We start from the raw sequence: 14,808 nt of genomic DNA on the forward strand, positions 1-14,808 counted from the left end.
GCCCGTCTGCGATTCGCGGCGAGCAGAAGAATCGGATTTTCCCCTATTTTTGGGCAGTAGGTCGAGGGGTCAAGTCTGATATATCAGTAAAATCGCAAATTAGAAAGACCCTTTGCTTCTTTCCTTCAAAGCGTTGGAGTTTATTTCAGGTCCTCCAATTCAATCCAGCCTCGATCACCCTCGATTCGAATCTTAGTTCCTAAATCCTCCGAAAGAACCGCGATCTCCTTTAGAAACACTCTAGCCTCTTCCCCTTCCAAAGGCCTGACTTGATGAATTTCCGTTTGGAATTTTCCGAAAATCGGCACAAGTTCCGCTCGGAGTAATTTTCCTTTTTTTATATGAAGTATCGCAATCAGGTTGTGGTTTAGATACGTATTACGGCTTCCGAAAATAAGATTTCCCAAAGAATAAAATACGATCCCTCGACCGATTCTCTCGATTCCCTGGGGAATATGAGGATGATGACCCACGATGACTTGAACTCCGTTTTCGAGTAGAAGTCTTGCCTGATCTCGCTGTTCTTTCGTGGGAAGGGGAGAATACTCTACTCCCCAATGAAGAGAGACCATTCTAAACCCCGGATCGAGAGGCGTCGTTTTACGCAAAGGCGGAACTGCCCTGACTTTTCTGAACCTTCGGCCCTTTTTTCCGGATTTTTCCGGAACGATCGGCGGATCTTTTTTTAAGTTCGGCAAGATGAGCGACGGTTCGAAGTACAATACTCCGGGCTTATCACTCGCATAATTCTCGCGAGTTTCGGCGACGTTCGTAGCTGAATAAACGGTCAGCCTCGTTCCTTTTTTTTCGAGAGACCAGGGACCTAAGGCTTCGTCCAGATTTTTTCCCGCACCGATAAACGAAATCCCTCTATCTTTTAGGAATTTTCTAGTCTCAGCGATTCCGTCCGAACCGTGGTCCATTGCATGATTATTTCCTAAAAAAACAAGATCCACTCCCAGATAGGACAAGGAGTCCAAATCCTTGTCCTTGGCTTGGAATACGTAAGACTTACCCAAATCCCAGGATTTTTCCGATACGACCGGGGTCTCTAGATTCAACATTCGTAAATCAACTTCTTCGAATATACTTTTCAAGCCTTGGACGGGAGCCAGCTCCCCTTTGACGCGGATCGTATCGCGAATTCCCCAATTGAACATGACATCCCCACCCACCAACACTTTTAAAACTTCCGGATCGTCCTCCCGTCCGATCAGCTTTTCCAACCCGCTACGAAGCTGGTCGGTAAACCCGGAAGTTTCCGTCGATGAACTTACCGTAGCGGGAGGAGCGGGAATTTTGGAAGAGCTAGTGCATCCGTGCGCAGATATGCAAACGAGCAGAACCAAGGAGAGAAAGACTGAATGAGATCGTGCTGAAGAAAAGTATTTGCTGAGTTTGAAGCGGAATCCCATCGCCCGACCATCCTGGCGGAGGAACGGAATTTGGAAATAAGTTTTGGGGGAGGGAAAGAGAGGATTTAAAGGATAGGAGAATATAAGGAATTCAATTCGAAGCGCCTGTTTGCCGATCGGAACAAAGGGCTCGCATTTCTTCCTGAATCGGGACTTTAGGATTCCAGCCCAATTCGAACAAAGGAGACGAATCGATTTCTAAGGAACCGCACAAGCGATCGATTATTCCTCGGAACCCGGGTAAGAATCGCAATAGGCGGAGAATACCCGGGGGGAAATAGAAGAGCGAATCCCGTACGCAAAGAGCCCGGGAGAACGCTCGAAAGAGTTCCGGTGTGGAAAGCGAAGAATCGCTGACTAAAAAAACTCGATTGTCCGTACTTGCTTCAGTCAAACTAAACAATATTGCATCGCAGAAATTTCGAACACCAACTAGGCTTCTTTTATTCTTAATCCCTGCAAACGGCAACGGAATTCCTTTTTTTACGAGCCAGGTGAGACGATCCAGGTTTCCTTTCGCTCCGGCTCCTACGATCAATGGCGGGCGAAGGATCGTATACTGTAGGAGCTCCTTTGAGCAAATGTAGCGTAACGTATTTTCCGCTTCCAACTTCGTTCCACCGTAATCGTCTTCCGGTTCGGGCTCGTCCTCGATCGTCAGAGGTCTGTCTGCGGGAGATCGTTCTCCTAAAGCCTTTACGGAACTGATATAAATAAATTTCCGAATCTTACATCGAATCGCAAACTCGGCCAAAAGTTTCGTAGTCTCGACGTTCGCCTTAAAGAAAGCGAGCTTCGGGTCGTCTTCCTTATCATGCACAACATGAGCGCGGCCTCCTAAATGCACGATGGCGTCGATTTGCCCCGAGTGCTTCGACAGCAACTCGTCCAATTCGTTCGTATCTCCCGTTGCCAAGCGATTCGAAGATACGATCACTGTTTGAATACCCTGCGACTTTAAGAGCGGAGCGAGACGACTGCCGACGAAACCGTTAGATCCGGTAAGTAAAACTTTCATTCGTATCGATTAACCGAAGATAAAAAAACCGAGAAGAACCAAAACTAATCCTAGTAAGCCGATTCGAACTCCGATTTTCGCCATGTCTTTTATCTCGAATCCGCCGACGGCATACGCGACCGCATTGGGTGGAGTGGAAACGGGTAAGGACATCGCCAGAGAGGCTCCCAAGGCCGTCCCCAATACAAGCTGGATCACATATGCCTCGTTCCCAGGCAAAAGTAGAACGGCTACGGGTATGGCCAAGGGAACGAGTAAGTTCGCCGTCGCCGTATTGGATAAAAACGTCGAAAGAAATAATCCGACCGAAAAGAAAAGCGTCAAAACCCAAATGCTTTCCGCCGGCCCCGCATTGGAGCCGATCAACGAACCGAACCATTCTCCCGCTCCGCTCTTTTCGATTCCCGTACCGAGCGCGATACCTCCCGCTACGAGAATGAGTACGTCCCATTCCAGGGAACGAATATCATGTGAATTTAATATTCCAAACGAAGTGAATAAGACCAGAGGAATCATCGCCACGACTCCCGCAGGAATTCCGTGAAAGGATTCCGACAACCATAGACAAGCGGTGAAAAGGAAGGTACCCAGTACAAAACGCAATTTTCGTCTTGATGCCTTATCGTTCTCTTCGGCAAAGCTTAGAGAAAGGGCCAATCCGGGACTGGCCGGAAATGCCTTTAAAATCCAAATCCATGCAAAAAACAATAATATCAATAGCAATGGAATCGCGACTAGCATCCAGGAACCGAAGGAGATGGAATCTCCGAAACCGTGATTTTTTAAATTAGCGAACGCTATTATATTAGGAGGAGATCCTATCGGCGTACCGATTCCTCCCAAATTGGCGGCGAAGGGAATTCCGATCAAAATTCCCTTCCGAAACGTTTCATCCTCCGGCAAAATCTGCAATAAAGGAAACACTAACGCGATCATTAAGGAAGCGGTTGCCGTATTACTCATCCAGAGAGAGATACCGGCGGAAACAAGCATCAAACCCATCAAAACAAAACGGGGAGAAGTGCCAAAAATAGGAAGAATTCGATTCGCGAGCCATCTATCGACTCCCACCTTCACGCAACCTTTAGCCAGCGCAAAACCCCCTAAAAAGAGGATCACGGCAGAGTCGGCAATCGCAGTGAGAAATACGCTCGGGGCAAGGGGCTTACCGTTTATCGGCCTGACCAAATTTAAAAATTCCCATTTCCCCGGATTAGAGAAGAGCAAAATTTCTAAAAAAATGACAAGCAAGGAAGTCGCATGTCCCGGAATCACTTCGAAAATCCAAAAACATGCAGAGAGTAATAATATGGAAAACATGGCTCCGACGGAATACGGAAGCCAGCCGAAATAGGAGCAGAGAGGAGGAAGGCAGGCGAGTAGGATCGAAACGAAGAGCTTTATGAGCGTGCGGGTCATATGATTTTAATCGAAGCGAAAGAATAGAACGCTTGGGAATTCCAACAACAAGTTCCTATTCTGTCAATCTTTAGTGCAAGCACTCATTCGATTCTTTCCTCGAATTCGTCGGTACAAAAAATTGTAGTCCGACTAACTCTACGGAAAAAAATGACTTCAATTCAGTAGCTATCCGAATGACGCAACTCGTATCCATCATCATGCCCGTTTATAACGCGGAAAAATTCATAGCGGCCAGTATAGAGAGTGTTTTAAATCAGAAATACGGATCTTGGGAATTGCTTTTGGTCGATGACCAGTCCAAAGATTCCAGTCGCGAGATTATGCAAACCTATTCGAAGAAGGATTCCAGAATCAAATCCATTTTCAAAGAAAGGAATTCAGGGTCTGCGGACAGTCGTAATCAAGGAATTCTGGCGGCTAAAGGTCGTTATATAGCTTTCTTGGATGCCGATGATCTTTGGGACCCCGAATTCCTAAGCGAGCAAATCAAATTGATGCAGGATGAAAAAGTGGCCTTTTCTTTTTCATCTTATCGGATCGTGGACGAATCGGATCGGGAAATTTTGAAACCCTATATGGCCGCCGGCGGGCCGATCACTTATCGGCAAAATCTTTTATATAATCGCGTAGGTCTTTTAACGGCGATCTACGACACTGAAACGCTCGGAAAAATGTATTTCGACGTGAGTTTGAAAAGTCTTCGAGACGATTATGCACTTTGGCTGGACATTCTTAAAAAAATTCCGTACAGTATCGGAAACCCTAAAATACTCGCCAGCTACCGAGTAAGAAAGGGAGCCCTGACATCCAATAAGAAAAACGTAATTCTACCCCACTTCCGAATGCTTAAAAACCGGGAAAAGCTAGGCTGGATTTCCGCCGCGTTTTATACGGGCGCATGGGGCTTAGTGGCTATGAAAAAATATTACTTTAATCGAATCTAATTTTTACTCATGCAATTGTACGAAATCCGATTCGGTCCCGAAAACAAAACGGAGGAATCCGAGCTCTACCTAAAAAGCAACGGTCCTATATCAATCGTTAATAACCGAATATCTCTGGGCCCGGAAGTCAAGGCGAGTTTCTGCACTTATTTTAATTCATTTTCGGTGCGAAAGTGGAAGAAATACACGACCGTCTCCGATCTAGAAATACGATTCGAAGGAAAAGGGGAATTTTCCGCCCGAATTGTCGGAGCGAAATTAACGAAGGCAGGAGTAAAGTACGAAGTTCTTTTAGAGCAGGAATGTCAGGGCAATTTTATCGGAAAGATTAATTTAAGCGATCTAGATTGCGATATATTGTTTCCCGAAATCGTCTCAAGGGAAACGGCTTGTGAAATATACGGAGCAGGCTATTATTCCGACTTTGCTAGAAATAAAATACGACTCGCGATCGTATTCTGTACTTTCAAACGAGAAGAATTCATCAAAGCCAACCTAAAAAATCTGACGACCGGAATATTCCATCGCAAGTCCTCCATCTTAAAAGGCAGCGTTCAAACGTACGTAGTCGATAACGGAGGGACTATAGTCGATCAAAATGTTCCGGATTTTATACGCGTGATTCCTAATCCGAATTTGGGCGGCGCCGGAGGATTTACGAGAGGGATCATCGAAGCTCTTTCGGATTCTTCGTTCAGCCATATTCTCCTCTTAGACGACGATATAAAATTCTCCATCACGTCTTTGGAAATTGTTTATTCGTTCGTGTCGATGCTCAAAGAGGATTATGCCGAACATTTTGTTGGAGGCGGGCTGGTCGATATAGAGATACCGTATCTACAATATGAAAGAAACGCGGCGTGGAACGGAGTGTCGACCCGAATCAACGGAAACGATATGGATCTTCGAACGGCCGAAAATCTGATTCGGAACGAGATCGAAGACGAAACGGAAGGATTATACGCAGGTTGGTGGTTTTGTTGCCTTCCGGTAAAATCGGTTAAAAAATTAGGGCTGCCTCTCCCGTTCTTTCTAAAGGGAGACGACGTAGAATATTCGATTCGCAACGGATCGAAAGTCCTTGCGTTAAACGGTATCGCAGCTTGGCATGAAGCCTTTCCCAAGAAGGCGCGAAAATGGAACTACTATTATCAAATTAGAAATTATCTTTTCTTAAACATCCTTAGATTCAAAAACTACGATCGAAGCGATTTCTTAAAATTCTCTCTTTATCGATTGCTAAAGAACGCATTCTCCTTGAACCGTCTTGCATTAGAGTATACCGGAAAAGCCTTATTCGACTTTCAGACCTGCGAACTACCAAAATCGGAAAATGCGGAGTTGCTCCAGAAATCCGTGCTTGCACTGCAACCTACTCGGAATTCCTTGATCACGCTGGTTTTTAAATGTCTGTTTTTAACGTTTCGAATCTGGAAAAATTTTCCGGAAATTTCCGCCAAAATCAGAAAGGATGCGGACCGTTATTACGAATTCCCTTTTTGGTCCGAATATCTGAATTTGAATGATGAGAAGAATTCCACGATCGAGTTAAACCGTTAAGCGAATTGTGGTTATTTCGCTTTATCGATAAATTCTTTCGCGACCGCCCTCGCCTCTTTAATCACGTGATGCATATCCATATATCGATAAGTGGCTAATCGACCTAAAAAAGTGACCTTAGTCTGCTGAGCAGCTTCCGCTTCGTATTTAGCGAATTTTTCCATATCTTCGTTTAATCTCTTAGGATAATATGGAATATCGTTAGGCGAAGTTTCCTTGCTGAATTCTTTGAACCAAACGGTTCGATCATGAATTTCCCAAGGAGCGAAATGTTTATGCTCGTGAATTCGAGTCCAAGGCACGTCAACATCGCAATAGTTTAATACTGCGTTGCCTTGGAAATCGCCTTCACCTTCATGGCGCTCGAAAGTCACCGTTCTATAACCCAATCGACCGTGACGAAAGGAGAAAAACTCGTCGATCGGCCCGGTATAAAAGACATGATCATAACCGATCAAATCCCGGTCCGGTAAGAACTTTCTTTCCAACTCCACGCGTATATTCGGATGGTTCAACATCTTGCGAACGATTTCGGTATAACCTTCTTCAGGAATTCCTTGGTAGGGATCCGCGTAATAATTGTCATCGTAATTAAATCGAACGGGTAACCGTTTCAGAATCGACGCGGGGAGCTCCCTAGGATCGCAGCCCCATTGTTTTCGAGTATAGCCGTAAAAGAAGGCCTTGTATATTTTCTCTCCTAGAAATTTCAAAGCCTGTTCCTCGAAATTCGCAGGCTCGTCGATATTCGTTGCGGCTTGAGACTTGAGGAATTTCTTCGCGTCCTCGGGCCCAAACTGAGTTCCGAAAAGTTGATTGATCGTATGGAGATTTATCGGCAACGAATAGACTGCACCTTGATGAACGCCTTTAACCCTATTGATGAAGGGCCTAAATCGAACGAAGGAGTTCACATATTCCCAGGTATCCAAATCATCCGTATGGAAAATATGAGGGCCGTATTCATGAAGCATTACGCCTGTCGATGGATCGCGATGAGTATTACAATTCCCTGCAATATGAGAACGTTGGTCCAGCACGGTTATCAGCGGTCCAGGAGCTAGACTTTCGGATAGTTCGTGAGCGACAACGGCGCCGGAAAAACCTGCACCTACGATAAGTATCTTACGAGAGTTTTCGTCACCTGAATGGTGCAAGTTTTTGTCTCCAAAAAGATTCGGAACTTAATCCGCTAAATTCTTTACTCCAAAGTAAAGATAAACGGCGATGATGAATAATAATTTCAAATATTATACGCAGGGCGGATAGCGCAAGGTTAAAAGTTTTCCCGATACTTCTGGTTCTTACGTAAACTTCCGGGCGTCTTTCGTCAAAATCGAAAAGCAAGGAACTTCCGGAAGAGTTGAATACGGCGCCGGCTACACCCCGCGAGCGATTCATGCGAGCGGAAAAAAAAGGGAAAGAAATTAAATTGAAGCTAATTAAAGAAAACGGCAGCAATACTACATTAAATATAATTTGCATTGACCCGTTTCGTTTCAGTAGCGGGCCTCCCGTCCTGATCGCCTCGTGAGCATATTTTCTCATCACCTCAAGGTGTTTTGCTTCCAAGTCCAACCCGTTCAACAAGGTCGGCCCCGTTAAAATATCTCGGACCCCGTCTATAGCCGCCTTTAGCGTCTCATACTGGAATGTGAATAGATAAGCAAAAAAACGAACCGCATAAACTTTGATTAATGCCCAAGGTCGGCCTTTATTGAAGGCAAAATGTATAATTCCGTAATTTCTATAATTATAATATTCCACCCACGGATTGACTTTCGCATAAAACGGCTCGTGCCAAACGGCTATTCCGGGATAAGAGAGGACCTCCAATCCGGATTCGGAACGAGTCAGCCCGAACGCTATGTCGTCGCCTCTAATAAAGAAAGGAGGATATAATTCGGTCGCTTGGCCGCTTCTCGTCCCGAATCCGGTGAAAAAAAAGCCCGAGTAATTCTTTGCATTCCCGATATCTTCTATCGCGTAAGATTCCAAATTTTTCGATAGGCTCAAATCGGTCCCCGCATAATAGGAAGTGATCCGGGAATCATTAATGTGGAATTTCGCGCCCGCCTCTACAACTTCCTTCGGCCTTTTTAAATCGAGCATTGCCCCTGATAGCAGCAATTTCTCCGGTTTTTCCGAGGAATCAAGTATTGAAATCAATCTAAAAAAAGATTCCGGATGGATCACCGCATCATCGTCGCAAAATGCGAAGTAATCGTAATTTCCAATATCCTTCGCTTCAAGAAACGCTCGAGCAAAACCGCCAGAGCCGCCGTAATTCGGATTATGAAAAAGATGACTCTCCAAACCTTTCGGCATTTGAGAAGCTAGAATAGTTCCGGCATTATCCGAAATAAAAACTGCAATTCTTTTAACAACGGCAGGATCCGCCAGCCAGGTATTTAGATTATTGAATAGAAATTCTTCGCGCTTGTACGTACAAATGCAAATCGCTAATTTCCCGGATCTAAGTGCCGGCGAAGCTTTTTTTAATTTTCCATCGGAAAATTTTAGGCGGCTTCCGGCTTTCAATATCGGATAGATAATCTCGGGAGACTCGGAATTTATCTCTAATTCGACTTTTACTAAAACCTGTCCGTCCGAATCGTTTATATCTTTTGAAAAGAAACTAAACCTCTTGCCGTTTCTAAAACGGAATTCGATTCCAAGATTACCCTCCCCCTCCAATAAACATTCGAAATAGTATTTCCCGCTGCCGTACATTCGAACCAAATGCCGTGGAAAAATCGCGTTAAAATAAGAAGCGAAGGAAAGCGACTCCTTTGCCGAAAGAATTATTGTCGAAGTATCATTTTTCGAGACGGAAGAAATGCCGGTTATGCCGGAAGAAGGCTCGAAAAAAAGAGATTCGGATCCTTTTAATATAGGAGTGACGAGCCTCTGAACCTCATGCATTAGAAAGGGATCCGATCATATTATTTATAGGCATCATAGAATTCCTCCATCAATATCCATCTTAACGGTTAAATCGTACCGCATCAAATTGGAAATCCGATACCCGGCTTCGCAAAGCATGCGTGAAATATTAGGATTAAAGAATAAACGTCTCGCCGGAAATCAAAGGGACTTCGACCCCGTTCCAGGTCTCGAGTATCCTGAACGATTCCAAGCGGACTTTCTCCCTTAATGAAAATATATGGAAAATCGGCACGCGTCCGGCATAGGAAGCCCACCCTGAAAAAGTACTAGGCGGTCCGATAATCAAGTCGCACTGCGACATGAAATATAAATCCTCAGCCATGTCCCCGTTTGACATTTGAGTATCTGCGGAAGGAATCGAATACCCTTGCCCTTTTTCATCGGAAAAAATAATAAATAGAATTTTACGAAATCCGGCTTCCTTCAAAGCCTCGCTTACTTCGATCATTTTCCGTTTAATATCGTCTATTTCAAAAAAGAATTTTCCATTCAACCATTCTTTGTAATCCTTTCTCCTATGATGTACGGCGATAATTCTGTCGAATTGACCTCGAAGAACCTTGATTCTATCAACAGCCGTATCAACCACTTCGTCCTTAAGGGCGAGAAACCTTAGTATTTCTTCCCTCATCATAGGACTAGTATCAAACTCGCCTACACGATAACGCCAACCTGTCATCAGTAAAATCTTAGATTTACGCGCCCTATGTAAGAAAAGCTCCGAATCGAGATAAAACGTCTTGCCGTGAAAATTCTTTACATCGGATTCCGAATCGGATGCGTCGGAATATTCAAAAAAATGCAAGTTCTCGGCGGTCGTAAGCGGAAACAAACGAATCTTCAATTGCAGTGCGGAAATTACTTTCAGGTAAAACGAATACCGCTTCCAGTTTTTCGATCCTAGAAGAGACCGATTTTCTAAATTGGCAGGGTAACTCGGTATAAAATCCCCTTTAAATTTCTTAAAGAAATGCGCATATTCTTGGAAAGAGGGACAGATAAAAACGCAATCGTATTTTTTGCAGAATTGGATAAAATGTAAAAAAAGGATTAATCGATTGCCAAGTTGCCCGTAAATTCCCGTATAAATTATTACGCGCTTTTTTAACCGAAGGCTCAGTAAAAGCAATCGAATGTATAAAAGAAGAATTGCGGGTGCATGAAACAGAACTCGCAAGAATAAAAGAATTTTTCCACGGTTTATAATTCTAGCTAATCGCAAATCATTTCTTCCAAATAATGCACTTGATCGGGAACCCCGTCGGCTTCAACGTACTTTACTAAACGCAACTTTTCGATAAACGCTTGCAGTTTCGGCAATCGTTTTCTCCCAAGAAAAATCCAGAATTCTAGAACTACCCAATCGTAAAATTCTGCTTCGCGTTGGACCGTCTCTCCACGCATCTTCCAGAGATTCGAGAAAGGAAGCGCCTGATTCAGGGTCGAAGTAAAAAGCGGCATCTCCTCCTACTTCGGGAAGGCTGCTGCGGTTTGCCAAGAGAGGCACGCAACCGTTGGCCATCGATTCAAGAACCGGTAATCCGAAGCCTTCGTATAACGAAGGAAAAATAAAAAGATGCGCGTTTCGATACAAATATCGAAGCCGGGCCTCATCCACATCCAGTTGAATGACTCTATCCTCCAGATCCGCTTCCTGAATTTTCTCCATCTCAATTCGATTAAACCGTCCACCTCCCGCGCAAACTAGAAAGCTACTCGGGTTCTCCTTAAAGAAAAGCGGAAGATACTCCAAAAGGAATTGAAAATTTTTATATGTCCCTCGCCCGCCTACGAATAAAATAAATTTCCCCTCCGGCAAGAAGACCGGTTCCGATTTTAAGAATTTTACGTTCTGATCGATCGACAATAGTATCGTTTCGACTTTATCCTCGGAGATTTTATACGTCTTTAGGAGATCTCTTTTAGTACATTCGGAAATACTGATGATCCTATCGGCCTTTTCGATTAATATCGGTTTATAATCGGTGGTTCGGTCGTCCTTAAAATCATCCGGATATTTTTCGTGAATTAAATCATAAACGGTTAGAACGAAGGGTTTATCCCTTAAGAAAGGTAAAAAGTAAGGAAAATAGTAAGTGGGATGAAATACGTCAAATTCGTTAGATATAAGTTTTGCTAGCGAGAAAGGGAGATTCGCATAACGAAGCAAACGTCGCTTGCCAGGGATTCCGAAGTCGTGCGGAAAAAATTGATTATAAAATTTCGGGTTCCATGTTTCGCGGACGTATTCATTGGAGCTGAATTCGAGGCTTAATTCGGCCTCTATCCCGAAAGAAGACTCTTGTCGAAATCCCCGTATCAAATTACTGAAATATCTAGAAATCCCACCGTGTTTTTGAAGGGAAAAAATCTGATGATCGAAAAGGACTTTCATCAACAAGAAACTCTCGAAACTAGATCATGATGATCTTTCATTATTCTCGACCTCATTCGCTTTGATATCCAAAAAAGATACAATCCTCTTAGTCGAGTTCGAGATAACAGTACCACCGATTTCGCAATCGATTTCTTAGAAAAAATGTGTAAAACTCCGTTCGAAAAATAATGCAGACTCAAATCATCGGCTATCTTCGATAGGGTCCGATTTTGGAAGAATATTATATGCTGCCCTCCTTCGAACGCGTAATAAAACCAATCTCTCGGATCAGGAACGGGCTCCCGGAAAATTTCTGTCGTAAAAACGAAGGTATCTGCCCTCGAAAGAGATTCGCGTACAAAATCCTTGGGATGAACCGTGTGCTCCAGTACTTCGAAAGCCGAAACTGCATCGAATTTTTCGCAACCGGAGTCCTCTATGCCGAAACCCTTAGCTAAAATATTCTCACAGTAAGGGTCGGACCAATAGTAATCAAATCCTCGATCGCGCATTAATCGAGTCATCATACCGTACCCGCCGGCGAGATCCAAAAATTTTCCCTTCGCTCCGAAGATATGGAATAAAACGCAAGAGAGCATCTCAGAAAAGAAAATGTTTCTAGCCACCAAGCCAGTATCTGCATCGATAATGGCCGAATTGTATGCCTCATCTAACCAATACGGTGCTTCCGTTTGAAGTGCTCCGCAATCCGGGCACAAAAAATAGGAAACTAGATGCTTTCGCATAACAACTTCCCTGAAAGCGAAAGTCGTTTTTTTTAAGCATAATCTACAATTCATAATTTTATAAATAACTATTCCTTACAGTACTATCGCTGTAGATTCTTCAGAAATCGTATAGCAAAGCGAAAAATCCGATTCGGCAACGCCTCAATAGAATAGTGCTTTTTTTCCAGCCAATTTATGGCGGTCCTATCCAGCTCGATGCTTGCCGGAAACGTTAAGGACTCAGATAAATTACCGACCTTCATATCGCTCCGATCATCGTCCGTGGAACGAGTATGAGTGGCATCTTCGCCGAACCCGATATTTTTGATCAGATTTACCGATGAATTTAATGCCATACCTTTGCGATAATTAATAGTGTATACCCATTGAAAATCCCAGGTATCGATTTTATTGGAATAAGTTTTTTCAAAAATATGGTTCCAAAATTCTCGCACTTTTCGAGGACTTCCATTCCAAGGAGAGAGACCTTCCTTTTTCCAAACGGTGTCGTCCCGCAAATAGCAGGACCAAGAATTACGCCAGGTAGCCCAACCCCATACGTGCGGATATCGGGAAAAATATGCATCCATGTTACAATCTGAGCTTACGGGAACGAAGTTCGTACCGGCAATATGCATGACTTTCTCTTCATTACGATATTTCTCTATGCCTTCTTCGCAAAACCGAAAAAAATCCAAAGTAGGAATGCAATCATCTTCTAGAATGATTCCTTCCACCTCATTTTCAAAAAACCAATCTATCGCGCCAGTAACAGCTCGTTTGCATCCTAAATTGCCCTCTCTATACAATCGTGCAACTTCGCATTTCCAAGTTATATTGCTCTCGACAATCTCGCGAGTTTCATGGCAGACTTTTTCCTCGCTCCTATCCTCACGGGGTCCATCGGCAGCTATGTATATTCTCTCGGGTTTGTACTCGCCTATCGCTTCGACCACCTTCCGCGCAGAATCGGGTCGATTAAAAATAAGAAGTAAAATAGGTACTTTCGACATTCTATTGAGGCCGACTTAAGGAAAAAAAATTTTTTATCAATGAACTTCTCCAGAATAGGAATGCCTCTATCTGCATTATGAAGGCAAAGCGAGACCGTTCATTTAAAACATTAAAAAAGGTACTAGCTAAAGCTTGCGATATTAACGTTGATACCGCAGCGCCTAAAATACCGTATTTAGGTATTAGCAAATAATTCAAAACTAAATTAGCTGAACAGCCCGCTAAACTTTGATATAACTGAAATCTTTGCAGGTTTTCTAGAATAAACCAACGACCGCTTGCGATGCCGAGAAATACGAAGACGCTAGTCCATATATGAATCGATAATATTGCACCTGCTTCCGAGTAAGAAAGCCCGTACAGAAATTTGATAAGTGGATCCGCAAGAAACGAAAGTAATATCGCTATCGCCAGCGATAAAAATAATAAAACGATATGTAGAGTTCTCAGCTGCTCGTAGTACGAGTCCGTATTTTGTTCCTTAGCCTTGATAATTGACGGATAGACTGAAGATACAATTATCAACGGAATGAAATACCAGACTTCACTGATCCGAACGGCCGATGTGTAGATTCCAACCGCCCTATCATCCAACATTTGGCCGATCATTATTTGATCCATCCGCATATAAATCAGGATGGCAATATTCGATAAAAGTAACTGCCAGCAATCCCTTAAAATTGACTTAGCCCTATACCACTTTCCGCTCCAGACAGAGAGCCTTCCATGATTCAATTTATAAAGTAAGAAATAACCGACAGTCGTAGCGATATTTTCTATAAAAAGAATTACGACTAAATAAAAGATTCCCAAATCATAGAGAATCGCAGTAATTTTTGCAGCTCCCGAAGCGAGAAAAATTATGTTTTCTACGAGCACTATATGTTTTGAATAAACTTGTGCTTCGAACCAATACTTAATCACCGACCAACATCTTACGACCAGCGAAAAACCTAAAATCCAGGTCATCAATTCGATTTGAGGGGAGTTTGGTCGGAGATAATAAATTACAAAAATAGATATAGCATAGCCGAATATACCCGCAATCAGTTGCAGGCCGAAGGAGGTTCCGATAATTTCTTCCCGATTTTTTTGATCGGCGAGTAAGTCCCTTACGATAATCGAATCCATCCCCAGATTAGCGATTGATCCGACAAGAGCAATGATAGCCAGTACAAAATTCAATGAGCCGTAACTTTCGGGTCCAAGATATCTGGCCATCCAAATCCCGATAACTAAAGCCCCCCCCATCCGGACAATTCTGTCGAAGAAAAGCCAACCGGAATTCGTCAAAATCCGACCAAACGCCGGATGAGACTTTAGAAATTCCCTATATGGCTTCAACATTCTGATAAGTCATATAATAAAAAGTTAAACCGAT

Annotated in this window: 12 protein-coding genes; 2 read left to right on the forward strand and 10 right to left on the reverse strand. The window is 43.4% G+C overall.

Annotated elements, in window-relative coordinates:
- Positions 1 to 140: 140 nt before the first annotated feature.
- From LEP1GSC047_RS10065 to LEP1GSC047_RS10075, 3 genes are all read right to left on the reverse strand, one after another.
- On the reverse strand, positions 141 to 1,415 hold the full coding sequence (locus LEP1GSC047_RS10065) for a CapA family protein (protein WP_020988730.1): 1,275 nt from the start codon (positions 1,413 to 1,415) through the stop codon (positions 141 to 143).
- Positions 1,416 to 1,506: 91 nt separating this feature from the next.
- Positions 1,507 to 2,433, reverse strand: coding sequence for an NAD-dependent epimerase/dehydratase family protein (locus tag LEP1GSC047_RS10070; protein WP_010418532.1), 927 nt, complete (start codon positions 2,431 to 2,433; stop codon positions 1,507 to 1,509).
- Between the two features lie 9 nt (positions 2,434 to 2,442).
- A complete protein-coding gene (locus tag LEP1GSC047_RS10075; RefSeq protein ID WP_010418531.1) occupies positions 2,443 to 3,852 on the reverse strand; it encodes an SLC13 family permease in 1,410 nt (469 codons plus the stop codon).
- Between the two features lie 176 nt (positions 3,853 to 4,028).
- Here LEP1GSC047_RS10075 and LEP1GSC047_RS10080 point away from each other — a divergent pair, with 176 nt between their 5' ends.
- The gene (locus LEP1GSC047_RS10080) at positions 4,029 to 4,799 is read left to right on the forward strand and encodes a glycosyltransferase family 2 protein (protein ID WP_020988770.1); all 771 of its coding nucleotides are present in this window, start codon (positions 4,029 to 4,031) and stop codon (positions 4,797 to 4,799) included.
- Between the two features lie 9 nt (positions 4,800 to 4,808).
- Positions 4,809 to 6,359, forward strand: coding sequence for a glycosyltransferase (locus LEP1GSC047_RS10085; protein WP_010418526.1), 1,551 nt, complete (start codon positions 4,809 to 4,811; stop codon positions 6,357 to 6,359).
- Positions 6,360 to 6,370: 11 nt separating this feature from the next.
- Here the strand turns inward: LEP1GSC047_RS10085 and glf are convergent, their stop codons facing one another.
- From glf to LEP1GSC047_RS10120, 7 genes are all read right to left on the reverse strand, one after another.
- Positions 6,371 to 7,516 carry a UDP-galactopyranose mutase gene (glf, locus tag LEP1GSC047_RS10090; RefSeq protein WP_010418525.1) on the reverse strand — a complete coding sequence of 382 codons (1,146 nt, stop codon included), beginning with the start codon at positions 7,514 to 7,516 and terminating at the stop codon, positions 6,371 to 6,373.
- Positions 7,500 to 9,284: a glycosyltransferase family 2 protein gene (locus LEP1GSC047_RS10095; RefSeq protein WP_020988650.1), complete on the reverse strand. Its 1,785-nt coding sequence runs from the start codon at positions 9,282 to 9,284 to the stop codon at positions 7,500 to 7,502. Before LEP1GSC047_RS10095 ends, glf begins: the two co-directional genes overlap by 17 nt.
- Before the next feature lie 136 nt (positions 9,285 to 9,420).
- Positions 9,421 to 10,485: an alpha-1,2-fucosyltransferase gene (locus LEP1GSC047_RS10100; RefSeq protein WP_238325556.1), complete on the reverse strand. Its 1,065-nt coding sequence runs from the start codon at positions 10,483 to 10,485 to the stop codon at positions 9,421 to 9,423.
- A gap of 90 nt (positions 10,486 to 10,575) precedes the next feature.
- Complete coding sequence (locus tag LEP1GSC047_RS10105; RefSeq protein WP_010418513.1) at positions 10,576 to 11,703, reverse strand: glycosyltransferase family 4 protein; 1,128 nt, start codon at positions 11,701 to 11,703, stop codon at positions 10,576 to 10,578.
- Entirely contained in the window at positions 11,703 to 12,431 is a 729-nt protein-coding gene (locus LEP1GSC047_RS10110; RefSeq protein WP_052580683.1) for a class I SAM-dependent methyltransferase, read from the reverse strand. The genes LEP1GSC047_RS10105 and LEP1GSC047_RS10110 overlap by 1 nt, the downstream gene beginning before the upstream one ends.
- Before the next feature lie 83 nt (positions 12,432 to 12,514).
- Complete coding sequence (locus LEP1GSC047_RS10115) at positions 12,515 to 13,426, reverse strand: hypothetical protein (RefSeq protein ID WP_010418508.1); 912 nt, start codon at positions 13,424 to 13,426, stop codon at positions 12,515 to 12,517.
- 1 nt (position 13,427) lies between these two features.
- The gene (locus LEP1GSC047_RS10120; protein ID WP_020988698.1) at positions 13,428 to 14,774 is read right to left on the reverse strand and encodes a flippase; all 1,347 of its coding nucleotides are present in this window, start codon (positions 14,772 to 14,774) and stop codon (positions 13,428 to 13,430) included.
- Positions 14,775 to 14,808 lie beyond the last annotated feature (34 nt).

This window comes from Leptospira inadai serovar Lyme str. 10, from assembly GCF_000243675.2.
Classification (GTDB): Bacteria; Spirochaetota; Leptospiria; order Leptospirales; family Leptospiraceae; genus Leptospira_B; species Leptospira_B inadai.

What these genes read in the sequence shown, in the direction of transcription:
- LEP1GSC047_RS10065 (WP_020988730.1), bottom strand. Translation starts at nt 1,415, where the DNA reads ATGGGATTCCGCTTCAAACTCAGCAAATACTTTTCTTCAGCACGATCT.
- LEP1GSC047_RS10070 (WP_010418532.1), bottom strand. Translation starts at nt 2,433, where the DNA reads ATGAAAGTTTTACTTACCGGATCTAACGGTTTCGTCGGCAGTCGTCTC.
- LEP1GSC047_RS10075 (WP_010418531.1), bottom strand. Translation starts at nt 3,852, where the DNA reads ATGACCCGCACGCTCATAAAGCTCTTCGTTTCGATCCTACTCGCCTGC.
- LEP1GSC047_RS10080 (WP_020988770.1), top strand. Translation starts at nt 4,029, where the DNA reads ATGACGCAACTCGTATCCATCATCATGCCCGTTTATAACGCGGAAAAA.
- LEP1GSC047_RS10085 (WP_010418526.1), top strand. Translation starts at nt 4,809, where the DNA reads ATGCAATTGTACGAAATCCGATTCGGTCCCGAAAACAAAACGGAGGAA.
- LEP1GSC047_RS10095 (WP_020988650.1), bottom strand. Translation starts at nt 9,284, where the DNA reads ATGCATGAGGTTCAGAGGCTCGTCACTCCTATATTAAAAGGATCCGAA.
- LEP1GSC047_RS10105 (WP_010418513.1), bottom strand. Translation starts at nt 11,703, where the DNA reads ATGAAAGTCCTTTTCGATCATCAGATTTTTTCCCTTCAAAAACACGGT.
- LEP1GSC047_RS10110 (WP_052580683.1), bottom strand. Translation starts at nt 12,431, where the DNA reads ATGCGAAAGCATCTAGTTTCCTATTTTTTGTGCCCGGATTGCGGAGCA.
- LEP1GSC047_RS10115 (WP_010418508.1), bottom strand. Translation starts at nt 13,426, where the DNA reads ATGTCGAAAGTACCTATTTTACTTCTTATTTTTAATCGACCCGATTCT.
- LEP1GSC047_RS10120 (WP_020988698.1), bottom strand. Translation starts at nt 14,774, where the DNA reads ATGTTGAAGCCATATAGGGAATTTCTAAAGTCTCATCCGGCGTTTGGT.